13 protein-coding genes are annotated in these 16942 nt (G+C 35.8%); 10 read left to right on the forward strand and 3 right to left on the reverse strand.

Annotation, left to right across the window (positions count from 1 at the left end):
• The first annotated feature begins 61 nt into the window (after positions 1-61).
• The 10 genes from tssD (KIK00_RS20425) to polA all read left to right on the forward strand — a co-directional run bounded on the left by tssD (KIK00_RS20425) (position 62) and on the right by polA (position 14425).
• Entirely contained in the window at positions 62-469 is a 408-nt protein-coding gene (tssD, locus tag KIK00_RS20425) for a type VI secretion system tube protein TssD (RefSeq protein WP_034697144.1), read from the forward strand.
• Between the two features lie 162 nt (positions 470-631).
• On the forward strand, positions 632-2560 hold the full coding sequence (locus tag KIK00_RS20430; RefSeq protein ID WP_255814120.1) for a type VI secretion system Vgr family protein: 1929 nt from the start codon (positions 632-634) through the stop codon (positions 2558-2560).
• Between the two features lie 9 nt (positions 2561-2569).
• Entirely contained in the window at positions 2570-4417 is a 1848-nt protein-coding gene (locus tag KIK00_RS20435; protein ID WP_255814121.1) for a hypothetical protein, read from the forward strand.
• 70 nt (positions 4418-4487) lie between these two features.
• Entirely contained in the window at positions 4488-5666 is a 1179-nt protein-coding gene (locus KIK00_RS20440) for a hypothetical protein (protein ID WP_255814122.1), read from the forward strand.
• A gap of 92 nt (positions 5667-5758) precedes the next feature.
• Positions 5759-5917 (forward strand): hypothetical protein, encoded by a 159-nt coding sequence (locus tag KIK00_RS20445; protein ID WP_255814123.1) that lies wholly within the window; start codon positions 5759-5761, stop codon positions 5915-5917.
• 267 nt (positions 5918-6184) lie between these two features.
• On the forward strand, positions 6185-8683 hold the full coding sequence (locus KIK00_RS20450) for an ATP-dependent Clp protease ATP-binding subunit (protein WP_255814124.1): 2499 nt from the start codon (positions 6185-6187) through the stop codon (positions 8681-8683).
• Between the two features lie 57 nt (positions 8684-8740).
• On the forward strand, positions 8741-9607 hold the full coding sequence (locus KIK00_RS20455; RefSeq protein WP_255814125.1) for a lytic transglycosylase domain-containing protein: 867 nt from the start codon (positions 8741-8743) through the stop codon (positions 9605-9607).
• Positions 9608-9952: 345 nt separating this feature from the next.
• Positions 9953-10369, forward strand: coding sequence for a type VI secretion system tube protein TssD (gene tssD, locus KIK00_RS20460; RefSeq protein WP_047373784.1), 417 nt, complete (start codon positions 9953-9955; stop codon positions 10367-10369).
• Positions 10370-10835: 466 nt separating this feature from the next.
• The gene (gene tssD / locus KIK00_RS20465) at positions 10836-11249 is read left to right on the forward strand and encodes a type VI secretion system tube protein TssD (RefSeq protein WP_255814126.1); all 414 of its coding nucleotides are present in this window, start codon (positions 10836-10838) and stop codon (positions 11247-11249) included.
• A gap of 341 nt (positions 11250-11590) precedes the next feature.
• Positions 11591-14425, forward strand: coding sequence for a DNA polymerase I (gene polA / locus KIK00_RS20470; RefSeq protein ID WP_255814127.1), 2835 nt, complete (start codon positions 11591-11593; stop codon positions 14423-14425).
• A 627-nt stretch (positions 14426-15052) separates the two neighbouring features.
• On the opposite strand, the gene KIK00_RS20475 is transcribed toward polA, so the two are convergent.
• The 3 genes from KIK00_RS20475 to KIK00_RS20485 all read right to left on the reverse strand — a co-directional run bounded on the left by KIK00_RS20475 (position 15053) and on the right by KIK00_RS20485 (position 16848).
• The gene (locus KIK00_RS20475) at positions 15053-15787 is read right to left on the reverse strand and encodes a protein phosphatase 2C domain-containing protein (RefSeq protein WP_255814129.1); all 735 of its coding nucleotides are present in this window, start codon (positions 15785-15787) and stop codon (positions 15053-15055) included.
• A gap of 93 nt (positions 15788-15880) precedes the next feature.
• Positions 15881-16279, reverse strand: coding sequence for an immunity 22 family protein (locus tag KIK00_RS20480; protein ID WP_255814130.1), 399 nt, complete (start codon positions 16277-16279; stop codon positions 15881-15883).
• 11 nt (positions 16280-16290) lie between these two features.
• The gene (locus KIK00_RS20485; RefSeq protein WP_255816689.1) at positions 16291-16848 is read right to left on the reverse strand and encodes a YdeI family protein; all 558 of its coding nucleotides are present in this window, start codon (positions 16846-16848) and stop codon (positions 16291-16293) included.
• Positions 16849-16942: the final 94 nt, after the last annotated feature.

Here is a 16942-nt window from a genome sequence, read left to right on the forward strand (position 1 = left end):
CTATATTTGCTAAACAATCACTGAATCACAAAATATTACTAACGATTAAAATTTACTAATCATGGCCGAAAGAAATTCAAGAGGAATCTTAAAATTCAACAACGGTGAAGGACAGAAGCTGTTAAAGATGAATTACAGCGTGTCAAGATCTACAGACGTGTCAGGACGTGTAGCATCAGATCCTTCTAACGCATTAATAAAGGTTACAGTAGAAGCTACTGAGAAATCAGATATCCTTGAAAGCCTGTTAAACGGTAAATACAAACCGACAGTAGGAGAGATTACATTTAACAAATCTCACGAAGAAGGAACATTAATTACTCTAAACTGGCAGAACGGATATGTAATCCAGCATCAGGTAGATTTTGACGCTATTGACAGCAACAGTATGCTGATCAGCTTTGTAATAAGTGCTGAAACAATTGATTACGGTACTTCTCAATATGCTGGTCTATGGCCATCCAGCTAAAATTTACACACATTATCAACATTCATAAGAAAAAAGACTGTCCCTATTTAAGGCGGTCTTTTTTTGCCTGATGAAAATTGAAGCCAGAAAATTTTACTCTAACATACTTATATAATACCTGTTATATAAAATATTGTTATCTTTAATACAAACACAAAGCATATGAAAACCGAATCAAAGACAAAAGGATTTTCCTTCCGCCCGTCACAGAATGCAGACGGAATATCCGAGAATCATCATGCAGGAATTAACCGATTGGTTAAATTGTCACTGGTAGTGGAAGGTAAAATTATTAAGTACTACAAGCACTTCACTCTTAAACAAAAAGCTAACCACCACCATGAATTCAGTCTTACCCTTGCCCATGACGCATTGGGAAACAGACAGAGCCATACCCTTGAAGAAGCTAATAAATTTTTAGGAAAACGCCTTACTGCGGTTATTTCTTACAAAGATATTGAGAAAAGCCCTGAAAGAAACTTTGTGGGCATCATTACCAAAGTAGGATTCAGCCAGGAAAAAATGAGTCTTGGAAATATAGTGCTTTCCGGCTACAGCCCAACAATTTTACTGGACGGAGCTCCGCATATCCAGAGTTTTGGCGGCGGACAACCGGTTAATATAGGAATAATAGCTGAAGAAGTAATCAAACAGGGAATTGATAAAGAACGATTTGATATAAGAATTGATACAAATGATTATTCCCAGATTATTTATAGCAGCCAATACAATGAAACCCATTACAATTATCTGGCAAGAATGGCAGAAGCTTATGGGGAACAATTCTATTACGATGGCGAGGTATTGCACTTCGGAAAACTTCCTCCACAGAATAAACCTATAAAACTGCTTTACGGAAGCAATGCGGATAACGTTAGAGTAGAGTTAAAAGCCGTGCATACGAAACCTCAATACTATGGCTATAACAGCAGTAAAAATGAAAAACTGACTTCCGGAGAAACTCCTGTAAGTCATTTGGGTGATCTTGCCCGTACAGCATACAACCATAACGATAAAATATATAAAACTCCCGCGCTTCAGGTTGCACCTATTAAAGCATCTACCCATCTGGATGTAGAACACTCCCAAAGAAGTACTTCAGGAAGTGGAGCGGTAAATGTATTTTCTGTTTCCGGATCTACAACAGTTCCGTTTTTGCACCCCGGATGTATTGTGGATATTCACATGAGAAAGCAGGACAGCAATGAAACGTCCTATTTTACCAAAGTGATGGTAACAGAAGCCGTTCACGAAATTGATACGATCGGACATTATTCAGGAACTTTTGAATCTATTGCTGCAGATACTGGGTTTTTACCCAAACCGGAATTTACAATACCTGCTGCACAGCCACAGATCGCAACTGTAATCTCAAATACAGACCCGGAAGGACAGGGAAGAGTTCAGGTAAGATTTGATTGGCAGATGAATGATACCACTCACTTTGTTCGGGTAATGAGCCCGGATGCGGGAGGAACCGATCAAATCACTCAAAACCGAGGTTATGTTGCCATTCCTGAAGTAGGAGATCAGGTGATGGTTAATTTCGTACACAGCCATCCCGACAGACCTTTCGTTATGGGAGGAATGTTCCATGGAGGAATTGGCCTTGGCGGAGGTGCAGACAACCGTGTAAAATCTATCCAGACGAGAAGCGGTCACAGAATCGTTTTCACAGAAGATGAAAGCATCATTATTACAGATAAAAGTGGTAATGAGATTCACCTGGATACTACAGGAAGTAATATTAACATTACAGCACCAGAGACGATTAATATCAATGCAAAAAATATAAATATCAATGCTTCAGAGAATATTACTTCTACTGCAGGGTTAAATATTACCGAAGGAGCAGGAGTAAATCATATGAGTACCGCAGGAGGGATGATGATGCAGAATGCGGTATTGGATTATTCTTTAATGGCAGCTAATATTTTAAAAGTAGCAAAAGGTGATATCTCTTCTGAATCAACAAATGTGAAAAGAAACGCAAGTAAAGATATAGAAGTTATTTCTGCTGAGGGTACCATTCATCATAACGCCCAGAAAGAAGTTAAAAATAATAGCGGAGAAAAAGGAGCTAACTATTAATCTGATATTATGGGAAATATTACAGAAATAGCAGGAGGAAAGATATCTGAATTATCAACCCAGGAGATTGAAAATAATGCCGGAAACTTTATAAGCAATTTTGCTTCGGGATTCGTTAAACAAAAAGGAGATCAGGCAGGGGTTACTTACGCAAATCCTCCGGGAGATGAAAGAAAACTTAAAAACTCAATAAAAGGACTGGCTATTTTTCGGAGAAAAAGTAATTATGCTAATAAACCGGAGTTTGGGTTTGATTGGTATGCCGGAGAAAATTATGAGACTGCCTATACTGAACCGCTTAATTATGAAAGTCTGGTATTGGATGGTGTTGATAGTCTTAAAAAAGAATACACACCTCATTTAAAATACATCTCTTTAGGAGAATTTGGTTATATTAATGCAGGTTCTAACAGTGGGAAATCTGGTTTAAATATAAATGGAAAACCCTATTATGTTCCTTGGTTTTCTGGTTTTGCAAAAGACGGATCAGGAAACAGTAAAAGCTATGAACTTGAAGTTTTTTTCAATATTGAAGAGCCTGTTGAAGGAAGAATCGAAATAGATAGTGGGAATGAAGGGATAGAATTAGAATTTACTGATGAAGGTAGTCCTGGTTTTGAGATTTCTGAAAGTACTCCAAACAAGTTTAGTAAAAATGTTAAAATAACATTTTTGGATTATATAACGGAAAATACATGTATAATCATTACGTTTCATAAAAAGTCTGAAGAGGAAAAAGCCGCAGAAAAACAATGGAAGGAAGACAAGGCTGCAGGGAAAACAGTTAGTTCAATGCCAACTATTTATATAACTGCAGGTGAATTGATGGGAATTCTTAATGTGTATAACAACAGCATCGAATATGATTTGAATGTTCGCTATGTAAAAGTTCACTTTAAAGGATGGATCAAAGTGGATGGATATGATGAGAAAATATATCTGTCAAAAAGAAACGGTACCGCCACACCTGATTATTTTGAAGATAAAGATATTATTAAAAGACAGCAGAAACTCCAGAAACAAAAAGCCGAACTTGAAGCCGAATTAGCAGAGGTGCAAAGTGGTAAAACAGGCTGGTTCAGCAGTAGTGAAGAAACATTGTTGAAGAAAATTGCAGAAAAAGAAGAAGCCATTCTTAAAATTGATATTCAGAATAAAGCGAGATTAAAAATAAACCAGGAGCTGAATACGTATGAGTTTAACACATTGGAAACTAGATTCAGCAGTTCATTTTTGAAGACCTATGAACAGAAAATCAAAGATACCTTTGCTCAGACATTAAGTCATTTCAAAATTGATAAGGATGAGTATATGGAGGTGGATTTTGATGATATGGATGATGATTTATATTTGAAAAAAAATGGTGCTACCTGGGAATTAATGGAAGACGGAATATTTTCTGATAAAGGAGATGCAGGATATGTTCAAAACTATTTAGAAAAAATATACAGGAAAAATAATCCTGATTATGAAGATACCATTGTATTTTTTGTTCCTTTTGATATAGATGATTTATTTGGTAAATCTGAAAGTATATTTGCAGGAGCTGATAATGTAATTGTAGGCCCTGCCATCATGGCGAAAAAAGATTGGATAACGATCCCTCATGAAGTTGCTCACTCGTTAGGTCTGGCTCATTCTTTCCCTGATATGGGATCAAATAAATTCGCAGGCTTCGTTGAAGATGCTTTCAAATCAGGGCACCTGTTTAAAAAAGGGACTACAGAAAATGTAATGGATTATATTTATGGAGATGTACTGATCACTTTTTGGAAGTGGCAATGGGATAGAATTCATCAAGACACAGATGATATGAAAGCAATAGATAAATCGAAAAAAAATGAAACTGAAAAATAAGAAGTCAATCATCTTTAAGATGTTAGTTTTTATAGGCATAGTAATAAGTTGTCATTCAAATAGTCAAAATATGCAGGAATATAATAAAGAGGTTGAGAAGTTTAATGTTAAAGAACTGTATCCAAACCAGAAGAATGCTTATGAAAAAAATGGAGATATTGTATTGTTTTACACACCCGACAAACAACATGAAATATATGCAAAGGTTGATCTGAAATCGCATGTTTTTGATATACAAAATTCAAAGTTTCTGAATACGGATGACCTGCTGGAGATTAACCATCTCAAATATTTTTCTCCCAAAAAGTATTCTACCTTTTATAAATATCCTATTGGAAGAAGCGGAACCGCAGGAGGTGATTTTTTTACACTCATAGAATTTAATGAACTTGGACTCATTAAAAGTATTGAAAAAAATCTCCCGGATGCTAAAAACAAATATTTATATCACTACAATAAATATGGGCAGCTACTGAGGATAGCTGAAGATAAAATGGTTGACAAAATCCTGTTAGAGAATACATATGATGAAAACGGAAGACTTATTTCTCAAAAGAAAAATACCAAAGATATACAGTCAGAAAGAGAATTTACTTATGATAAAAATGATAATATTCTAAAAGAAAACATACAAGAAAAAGAAATAGCACCTAACGGAAAAGTAGTAAAAGATGAAGCTTATACCTTACTCTATCAATATAATAATAAAGGACAAATTGTAAGGAAATATACTGAAAATGAAAATCATATTATTGAATTTCAGTATGACCTTGCAGGTAATGCACTCATGAGTGTTGTTGAATACTATGGAGCTTCAGATAAATCTGATGCTAAAAAATGGGTGAATCATTTTACGAAGACAACCTATAGGTATGCTAAAGATCAGATTAGCGAAGAGAAAAAGTATGAATATACGATTGTAAATGCTTCGGTTCTTGTAGATAAAAAATGGACTCCAATAACTGTTGAACAACAGAAAACATTAGGCTGGAAAAAATTTAAAGAAGAATCTGAAACACCGCTGTCAGGAATTGAAAAAAAATATAAATACGAACAAGAAGCAATTACTACAGAAATCAATACCTACAATTTTTCCAATCACTTTAAAAATGGTAAAACAGAAGTAAATAAAGAACTTACCAACGCTGAAAAAATCAAGTTTACACTGGATAATAACGGAAGAATAACCCAGAAAGAAATTAATAATACCCAAAAAAACACATCAGAAGTACAAGTGTTTTATTATTGAATTATATCTTCAACAACAATTTAAATAGCCCTTAACTATTAAAAAAAACAACGTAAAACCGCTACGCTTTAAATAAGATAAAGTTCGACGAATTGAAACTGGGAGATAATAATGCAGACTTTTCCGAAATTATTAAAACTACTTTGATTGAAAAACTGCATGAGCTGGCAGAACCTTCGGCGATGTTATTCTATGTCTACATCGGACTTCAATGGTTCAGTTTGATTTTATTATACTTTTTGAATATATAAAAGAAAAAAGAAGACTTAGGATGGTAATTTGTTATAAAATTCGGCCATCAGAATCAGGTTTAAAAACAAAAAAACACCGTTGTTACTTCTCTAATTGAAGAATTAACTATCTTTATCTCGTTTAGAATAAAATATTTAATTTTAGCTACACAAAAAAAGAAGAACTTTTGATTCTCTGACAGAAAGGGATGAAAAATACAGATTAATACCATCAAATCTGAAGCACATACAACAGAACGCAAATATATTAATATAAGAAAATTATAAATGGGAGTACTAGTAACCAACGAAACCGTAAAACAACTATTTCACATTGCTCAGTCAATAGCAAAAGAAAATTATAATGGAACCTATGGAGGCCCGCATATTCTGCAGGCTCTGATGCATAAAGATATCGGACTTAATGAATTCCTGAAAAGTATAGATAAAGATCCCGGGTATTTCTATGAATGGGCAGATGTCCGTATTGAAGAATATCCAAAGACCAACCACCTTCCGGATGAAGTAGGTCAGGATGATGCTGTGGATACCCTTGTGGAAGAAGCAGATGATATCCGTTTAAAATTAGGACTGGATGAGATAACCCCCATCTGTATTCTTACAGCCATCGTAAAACCACAGGTTGTATTTTCACTTCAGCAGCTGAAATCACTTCCGTTGAGAGAACATGAGATCTTCAATCTGTATAGAAAAGATACACCGTTTACCGTTTCGGAAGATGGTGATTTTTCATCACTATTTTCAAATAATGGTTCAGACTATTCAGATTCTTCCTTTCCTTCCATTAAAAGCTACTGTGTAGACAGAACAGCACAGGCAAGAAAAGGAGACCTTGAAAATATTATCGGTAGAGACAAAGAACTCAGAATGCTGGTAGAAATTCTTTGCCGTAGAAGCAAACCGAATGTAATTATCATTGGAGAACCAGGAGTTGGTAAAACAGCTTTGGTAGAAGGATTTGCTACTGAAATCATCAAAGGAAATGTTCCTGAAATGCTTAAAAATGGTACCCTTTTAGAACTGGATACCGGAGCATTATTAGCAGGAACTTCTTATAAAGGCGAAATTGAAGACCGCCTGAAAAAAGTTATCAATGAATGCAAGAAAATTGAAAAAGCCATTCTTTTCATTGACGAAATTCACACCCTTTTAGACCCTAAAGGAAGCATCGGAAACGTAGCCAACCTTTTGAAGCCTGAGCTTGCCAGAGGTGAAATTACCGTAATCGGAGCTACAACTCAGGAAGAATACAGAAAAATTATTGAGCCGGAACAGGCTTTCAACCGCCGTTTTGAGGTTTTAACGGTGCACGAACCGGATGAAAAGACCTGTGTGAAAATGATTGACGTACTTCTTGAAGGTTATAAAAAACACCACGGTATTGAAGTGGAAAAAACAGCAATTCCGGAATGTGTACGTTTGGCTAAAAGATATGCAAAAGGTAAAAAACTACCTGATGCCGCTATTGATTTATTAGACAGAACAATGGCAGCCATCAAAATGCTTGATGAATTGTCAGAAAAAGAACTCAATAGCTGGAAAGAAAGCTATGATGCTATTTTAAAAGAAGAATATGCAGACAGCAAAGATAAAGCAGACGAACTGATCTGGACTTACAACCTGTTGAGAGATAAAATAAGCCCAATTCTATGGGGTTCGCTGAGTGAACAGCCTGCCATTGACAATTCTATGCCGGTAGATCAGATTCAGCAGGTTATTGAAGATACATATGCCGAACTTCTACAGCATGCCGCGAAGAAAAGAGAAAAAGTAGACAGACTGGAGCTGGCAGCTGTAATGGCCGCCAAAACCAATATTCCAATTGGAAAGATCCAGGCCCAGGAAAAAGAAAAACTCCTGAATATGGAATCTCTTCTGCTGAACAGGGTAGTAGGACAGGATCATGCATTAAAAATCCTTTCCGATGCTATTGTTGAAAACCGAAGCGGATTGAATAAACCGGGGCAGCCTATCGGATCATTCTTCCTGTTGGGACCTACCGGAACCGGTAAAACAGAGCTGGCAAAATCAATGGCAGAACTACTCTTCAATGATGAAAAGGCTATGGTACGTTTTGATATGTCAGAATTTAAAGAAGAACATTCTGCAGCCTTACTATACGGAGCGCCTCCGGGATATGTAGGATATGAAGAAGGAGGTATGCTTGTCAATAAAATCAGACAACAGCCGTATACCGTTGTTTTATTTGATGAAATTGAGAAAGCCCACCATTCAGTTTTTGACGTATTCCTTCAGATCATGGATGAAGGAAAAGTTCACGATAAATTGGGGAAAGAAGGAGATTTCAGCAATGCATTAATCCTGTTTACCTCCAATATCGGAAGCGAAGAAATTGTAAAACAGTTTGAAGAAGGAAAAGTTCCTGAATCATCTTCACTGATGCAGATTATGTCAAATTCAGGACGATTCAGACCTGAGTTTTTAGCAAGAATTACAGAGATTATTCCTTTTGCCCCGATTACAGAATCTATTGCAGAAAGAATCTTCAATATTCAGTTGAAATCACTTCATACTTCACTTACAAGATTGGGAATTGCTTTAAAAATAAGTGATGATGCAGTAAGAAATCTTGCATTAGGAGGATTCAGCAGTAAGTATGGTGCAAGACAGATCTCAGGAGTAATCCGTGCACAGCTCGCCAGACCGATCTCTAAAATGATTGTTAGAGAAGAAGTAAAATCCGGGCAGACCATTCATGTAGATTGGAATAATGACGAAGAAAAAACCAGCTGGAAAGTAGATTAATTAGGAAGCGAAAAGGCAAAAAATAAATTTACCTTTTCGATTATAAATACAAATAAAATGAAAACCATTGTCAGAAATATTTTTACAGGCATACTATTATTGGGAACTGTTATTTGTGTAAACGGACAGTTTCTTGCCGCTTCTGATACTTCGGAAAGCAGTGTGAGAAAATATAAAGGCATCATTAATGCCAATAAAGATCTTGTAGAATTTATTGAACAGTTACTTCTTCAGAAAGGTCTTCCCAAGCATTTGAGAAACCTGGCACTGATAGAATCCCATTTCAACAGAAATAGCACCTCCGGAGCCGGAGCAGTAGGCATATGGCAGTTGATGACTGCACATGCTAACCAATACGGACTTACAGAACAAAATCGCACCGATGTTTATAAAAGTACGAAAACAGCTGTTATCTCATTAGGAAACCTTTATAAAAAATATAACAATTGGGTAACCGTTGTTGCAGCTTATAACTGCGGCGAAGGAAACATTGCCAAAGCGATGGAAGCTGCAGGCTCCTCCCAATACCACGAATTTTCTAAATACCTTCCCGGAGAAACCATTAACCATGTGAAGAAATACCTTAATGCATGCTATGCTACCGGAGAACTTCAGAGTGTTTTAAGTAACTATAATTCTTCAAGGATCAACAAAATTTTCTTTGAGGATGGGAGCAGGCGAGCCACCACTGCCGCTCTTTCAGAAACGGAAATCAATGCCGGATTCAATCTGAAAGTTGTCGCTGATGAACTTAACGTAGACATGGATAAAATCCTCACCTGGAATCCCGGTATCGTAGAAGAACTGCAGAAAAAAGGAGAAAGCTCTTTCTATCTTCCGGTTGATCTGATGCCTGATTTCCTGCTAAGAAAAAATAAAATACTGGTCCGTTCCATCAAAGAAGGTGCAAGTACTCAGCAGTAAATAACTTCAAATACATAAAATAGCAATCGGTTTTTAACGGGTTGCTATTTTTTTGAAAAATTGATCTGTTAAAATAGGCCAACTTTATATTAAAGGAATCTTAATATTTCTCACTTATGTGGAAAATTTTCATTTTTTTCGTGTTTTTCAATAAGTTGAAATCCTTTACTGGTGCCGGTTTTAGTGGGTTTGTTAAATCAATTGTAGTAGAATTACGACAAGAAATCGTAGAACTACTACAATTTCTCAGATTTATATTGAAAAGTTTTTTTTAGCACTAAAGAGCCTCTATCTTTGCTAAACAATCACCGAATCACAAAATATTAACGATCAAAATTTACAATCATGGCAGAAAGAAACTCAAGAGGAATCTTAAAATTCAACGGAGGAGAAGGACAGAAACTGTTAAAAATGAACTACAGTGTATCCAGATCTACAGACGTATCAGGACGTGTAGCATCAGACCCCTCTAACGCATTGATCAAAGTAACAGTAGAGGCTACTGAAAAATCAGACATCCTTGAAAGCTTGTTAAACGGTAAATACAAGCCTACAAAAGGAGAAGTTGTATTCAACAAATCTCACGAAGAAGGAACATTAATCACTTTAAACTGGGAGAATGGATATGTAATCCAGCACGAAGTAGACTTTGATGCAATAGACAGCAACAGTATGCTAATCAGCTTTGTAATAAGCGCTGAAACCATTGACTACGGTACTTCTCAGTACGCTGGACTATGGCCTTCTACAGGTAGTAATTAAGCCTATTCATCATCTTAGTAAAAATAAAATTGGTACAGAACAGTATACTCACCCGGGTTTACTGTTCTGTTTTTTTATATAAGATCAAACCGTTTTATAAGAGGAAATAATAATAAATATTTCCCAGTCTCAACCTGTGTGTATTTTTAGTGAATAAATAGAGTGATTTTGATTCCTTTAAAGTTACTTTTTTAACATATTATTTCTCTTGTTGGTGTGATAGTAAGCAAAACTTTCTTGTTTTCTGATAATATTTAATATGTTTATTTATAGTGTGTTATGATTTGTTTTAAGTCTTTTGTCGTAGAATTACGACATGAAATCGTAGAACTACGACACCAAATCGTATAATTACTACACTTTTTCATATTTCTGTTCAAATGCTTTTTTTTCAAAACCAAGGAGGTTATCTTTGTTATATAATTATTGAATAACAATTTATTACTAACGATTAAAATTTACAATCATGGCAGAAAGAAACTCAAGAGGAATCTTAAAATTCAACAACGGTGAAGGACAGAAACTGTTAAAAATGAACTACAGTGTATCAAGATCTACAGATGTTTCAGGACGTGTAGCATCAGACCCTTCTAACGCACTAATCAAGGTAACAGTAGAAGCTACTGAAAAATCTGACATCCTTGAAAGCTTGTTAAACGGTAAATACAAGCCAACAGTAGGAGAAATCACATTCAACAAATCTCACGAAGAAGGAACATTAATTACTTTGAAATGGGAGAACGGATATGTAATCCAGCACGAAGTAGATTTCGATGCAGTAGATAGCAACAGTATGCTGATCAGCTTCGTAATCAGTGCTGAAACTATTGACTACGGTACTTCTCAGTACGCTGGACTATGGCCTTCTACAAGTAAATAATCCAATACAACTTAAAAAAGAACAGTATGCCATTGGTATACTGTTCTTTTTTTATCAGTAATTAATAACCATCAAAAAAATAAACAAAAAGGTTCGGACAAATTCTATTTATTCTCTTTTTGACTATATCTTTTCTTTCTCTTCAGTTACAAAATGGAACAGGTAAACTTTGAAAATCATGACTGCTGGAAAATGAATTGTAAATGATTAATGTTACATAAAATTGAAAAGCAAAACGAATTGATAACTCATTTCATAATCTGAACCTCATTATCCTGAATCCCCTCCCCAGACTACCAACTTTTACTCCTATTTTCTTATATTTGTTCATTATTCAAAATATGGACGCAACACAAGATAAAAGGCTGTTTCTCATCGATGCCTATGCGATGATTTTCAGAGGATATTACGCATTAATCAGGAATCCGAGACTCACCAGCAAAGGACTGGATACTTCTGCTATCTTTGGTTTTACCAATTCTTTGATCGAATTGATCAGAAGAGAAAAACCTACCCACCTGGCAGTAGTTTTTGACGTAGGACAGGCTAGTGTAAGAACTGATGATTATTCGGATTATAAAGCCAACAGAAGCGAAACTCCTGAAGCGATTAAAATTGCTGTTCCATACATCCACAGAATTCTTGAAGCCATGCATATTCCGCGCTTAGGAGTTGAAGGATATGAAGCGGATGATGTAATAGGTACCATTGCATGCAAAGCAGAAAAAGAAGGGTATACCACTTTCATGGTAACACCTGATAAGGATTTTGCACAGTTGGTAACAGATAAAATTAAAATTTATAAACCAGGCTTAAAAGGCGGTGATATCGAAATTCTAGGAGTTGATGAAGTAAAGGCCAAATACGAGATTGAAGACCCTAAACAGGTTATCGATTTCCTTGCCATGATGGGAGATGCGGTAGATAATATCCCTGGTCTGGAAGGTGTGGGAGAAAAAACTGCGATGAAGTTCCTTAAAGAATTCGGAAATATTGAAACTTTATTAGCCAATACCGATAAGCTGAAAGGAAAACTGAAAGAGAAAGTAGAAGCATCCGCAGAACGTGGTATTTTATCTAAAAAATTAGCAACCATTATCTGTGATGCGCCTGTAGAATTCCATCAGGAACAGTATGACCTTGAAACTCCTGATTTTGAAAAAGTAAAAGAAGTCTTTGATGAAATAGAATTCAGAAGGCTGTACGAAAACCTTTACAGAGCTTTTGCGCCCGCTCCTGCAGAAACAGTAGTTGTGAGTGAGATGGAAGTGAAGCAGACTCCAACTGGAACAGAAATAAAAGGTCAGGTGATGCAGCTGGATCTTTTTGCCAATTTTGAGGAGCTTGAACAGGCTACTTCTACAAAATCTACTATTGAGCAGAACGATCATCTTTATCAGTTCATCAACAATCCGAAAGCACAGAGAAAACTGGTAGATAATCTTCTGAAGCAACAGGTTGTTTGCTTTGATACAGAAACCACTTCATTAAACGAGCTGGAAGCAGAATTGGTAGGAATGAGTTTTTCCTATAAAAAAGGGCTTGCCTATTATATTCCGCTTTCTGAAGACAGAGCCGAGGTTTTGCAGACACTGGAGATTTTCAGACCGTTTTTTGAAAAAGAAAACCTGCTGAAAATTGCTCATAATCTGAAATACGATTACAAAGTTTTAAAACAATATGACATCACTGTAAAAGGGGCGATGTTTGATACCATGATTGCCCACTATCTGTTGAATCCGGACGGAAGACATGGTATGGATTATCTTTCAGAAGTATACCTGAACTATAAACCGGTATCCATAGAAACCATCATCGGAAAAAAAGGAAAGAAACAGGGCAGCTTTAGAGATGCGGATCTGAGAACACAGACAGATTATGCAGCAGAAGATGCAGATATCACTTTCCAGCTGTACGAGCTTTTTGCCCCACAGCTGAAAAAAGAAAATCTGGAAGAGCTTTTCTACAACATTGAAATGCCTCTGATGGAAGTACTGGCAAAAATGGAACTGGCAGGTATTTCTCTGGATGAAAAATGGCTGGCGCAGGAAAGTATAGATCTTGAAAATGACCTGAAACAGTTAGAAACCACAATTTTTGAACTTTCCGGAGAAGAATTCAATATGAATTCACCAAAACAGTTGGGAGAAATTCTGTTTGAAAAAATGCAGCTGGATCCGAAAGCCAAAAAAACAAAGACAGGACAATATGCAACCTCGGAAGATGTTCTTCAGAAGTTAAGTTCAAAACACGAGATCATCAAGCATATTCTGGAATACAGAACCTACCAGAAATTAAAATCAACCTATGTAGATGCTCTGCCTTCACAGATTGATAAAGAAGATAACAGAGTACACACCAATTTCTCACAGACTACAGCTGCTACAGGCCGTCTGGCAAGTGTAAATCCGAACCTGCAGAATATTCCGATCCGAACATTGAGAGGACAGCAGATTCGTGGAGCCTTTGTTTCAGGAGAAGGAAAGAAAATTATTTCTGCCGATTATTCACAGATTGAACTTCGTCTGATTGCTGAAATCTCAGGAGAAGATAATATGATCAAAGCATTCCAGGATGGAGAAGATATTCACGCTTCCACAGCAGCAAAACTCTTTAAAATTCCTCTGGAAGAAGTTTCCAAAACCCAGAGAAGTCAGGCAAAGACTGTAAACTTTGGTATTATTTACGGACAGGGAGCTTTTGCATTGGCAGAACAGACCGGATTATCCCGTACAGAAGCCAAGCAGATGATCGAAGCGTATTTTGAAACCTATCCAAAACTGAAGGAATACATGGCCGAGCAGGTGAATAAAGCACGTCAGCTTGGTTTTGTAGAAACTATATTAGGAAGAAAACGTCATCTGAAAGATATTAATTCCAACAATTTCGTGGTAAGAGGACATGCAGAAAGAAATGCTGTAAATGCACCGGTTCAGGGAAGTGCCGCAGATGTTGTAAAGCTTGCCATGATTAAGATAGACAGGGAACTTAAAGAACAACAGCTAAAAACAAAAATGCTGCTTCAGGTACATGACGAATTGATATTCGAATCTCCAACAGATGAGATTGAAGCCGCTTCAAAACTGATTAAAACTGAAATGGAAAACGCTTTAAAAACGCAGGTTCCATTGTTAGTAGAAATTGGAGTAGGAGATAACTGGCTGGAAGCGCATTAATCAATACTGTAAATCATACCTTAAATAAAAAACTTCCGTCTTTTGGGCGGAAGTTTTATTTTTATTAGAATTAGGATACCTTTATTTTTTTTCTACAGAATCGTATGCATTACTGACAACATAATCCGGTTTTTTCAATGGTGTTTGTTTTTATAAGATATAAATCTAGCTTTTATTTCCTTATAATGTAAAAGTGAAACACACAAACATCCCAGAAAGATAACCGGAAAAAAAGAAAGCGATAGTGTATATTGAATCTCTGTATTGAATTCATAAGTACTCCATGAGGATTCTCTGTCTACAAATATGGAATAATTCCAAAATAACCAGACAAAGGACAGCAATAAGAACTCAATGCTCATTTTGACCAACACCTTTTTAATAAAGGAAAACAAAGAAAAGATCACAGAAAGAAAAATGCCGGTTATCATTGACATAAATAATACATCTTCAACAAACCAACATTCCAGACAGCCGCTTGACATACGATCTGAAAAGGTTCCCATTGACCAGTAAAATTGTACAAATGCGACCGCGGAAATTAGGACAGCGTTGATGGACAGCCTTTTCAGGAATGAATAGAACCGATGTGGTTTAGATTGTTTCATAGTATTCAAAATGTATGAATTATTTTATGATTCTAACGATAGCTAAGTCATCTGTAGGTTTTACTCCATATTGATGTTCTAGCTGTTTAAGCTTTCTGTTAAGCATTTCTTCAGTATCACTATTTTGACGGTCAATCATCAAATATTCTGCAAAATTGATCATTTCATCAGAATCTGTTTTTTTAATTTTTGAAAAGCTCAAAATACCATCAGTAGCAATGGAAATATCATTCAGATCATTAAAAATTATTTTCTGAGATTGATGAGAATACCAGTCTTCAAAGTTTTCATGAAGATGATAGGCAAGGTAATCAGGTTTATTATTACGATCAAATTCCGTGATCTTTCCATTGATACAAATAACGCCGTCACCAATGGCTAAGATTATTCCTTCGTCCTTTGCTTTGTTATAAACCAAGATGATAAGAGTGGTTAACAGCTCTTTTTCATCCAGCATCATATAATTTTTACTAAATACAAGTTCTTTGAATAAGCCTTCAACTATTTCTTTGAGATCTTCGTCTAAGCTGCGTTGAATATTTTTGTCGTATAAAGATTTATAACCTTTTTCAATGATAACTTTACGTAAAAGCTTTCCAAAAAGTGCTGAGGTAAAATGACTGTCCATCGCTGTAGAGCAACCGTCCATAACAGCACATACAATTTTATCAGAATCGACTTTTTTAATAAGCAAATAATCTTCACAATGATTAATGTGATAATCCCCGATTTGTAAGGCAGAATATAATTTCATCAGATGCAAAATTACTTCTATTTCTTTTATTAACAACAAGTGACTCCATCCCTAAATGAAGCCACTTGTTATCAATGGAAAAAATTCCTGATATTAAATATTGTATTCTATTTCACCCACATAGTGAAGTGAATAATCATCATTTTCTACAGAAACCGGATTCGGAATTACAAACCTTGTCGCAAAAATAATAGCATTCACAGGAGTGTCCAGACTTAATTCATTCAGTTTTCTTTCCAGGATCGGAAGCCATTGGTCAGCATAAGAATATTCTGCAAACTTATCATAAAGCCCAAGGTTTTCATCTTCAAAGCCATATTCTATGAAATCATCATCAAACCATTTGATGTTCTGGGATTCTGCAAATTTGGAAACATACTGATCGTCAGTTTCTTCCTCTATATAATAATTTTCATCCTCTTCTACGAAACTGTAAAAATCTTCTTCATTCTTGAAATATCCTAACCAGAAGTGTGAAATTTCTTTATCCATAATACTATTTTTTATTCTAATTTTTTTGATTGTTTACTTATATCGATAGCTTTTTCAAGTCGTGAAAGCCTTGTCTTTTCCTGTTTGGCACTCATGATCCAGTGTATGATCACCTTTTTGTAGGATGGAGCCTGTCCTTCAAAAAAATCCCAGGCAGCATGATGATCCATAAACTGTTTTTGATAAACCGGATCAAGAGAAACATCCGCTTTTTCATGAGAATAAATTCCGGATTTATTTTCTTTTCTGAGATCAAATGCTTTTTGCCCTGCAGGAGTCATCAGTCCTGCTTTGGTGAGCTCTTCAACTTTCTTGATATTGATGTTGCTCCAAATGCTGGAAGACTTTCTCGGAGTAAAACGTATAGAATAACTTTCGTGATCTATTGATTTTCTCACTCCGTCTATCCAGCCAAAGCACAAAGCCTGATCTACAGATTCAGACCAGCTCATAGAAGGTTTTCCGCTTCCGGTTTTGTAGAACCCTGTTAAAAGTTCTTTTGCATCTTCATGGTGCTTCTCAAGCCATTCTCTGAATTCTTCTTTTGTCGAAAAAAATGTAGGTTTCATAACTCCTGTACTTGCCTTTTCCATTTAATCTGTAATATTACGAAAGTTTTTCAGTCCAATAAAATCTTCCTGCCTTAAACAAAGTTTAATGATA

It is taken from the genome of Chryseobacterium sp. MA9 (genome assembly GCF_024399315.1).
Lineage (GTDB): Bacteria > Bacteroidota > Bacteroidia > Flavobacteriales > Weeksellaceae > Chryseobacterium.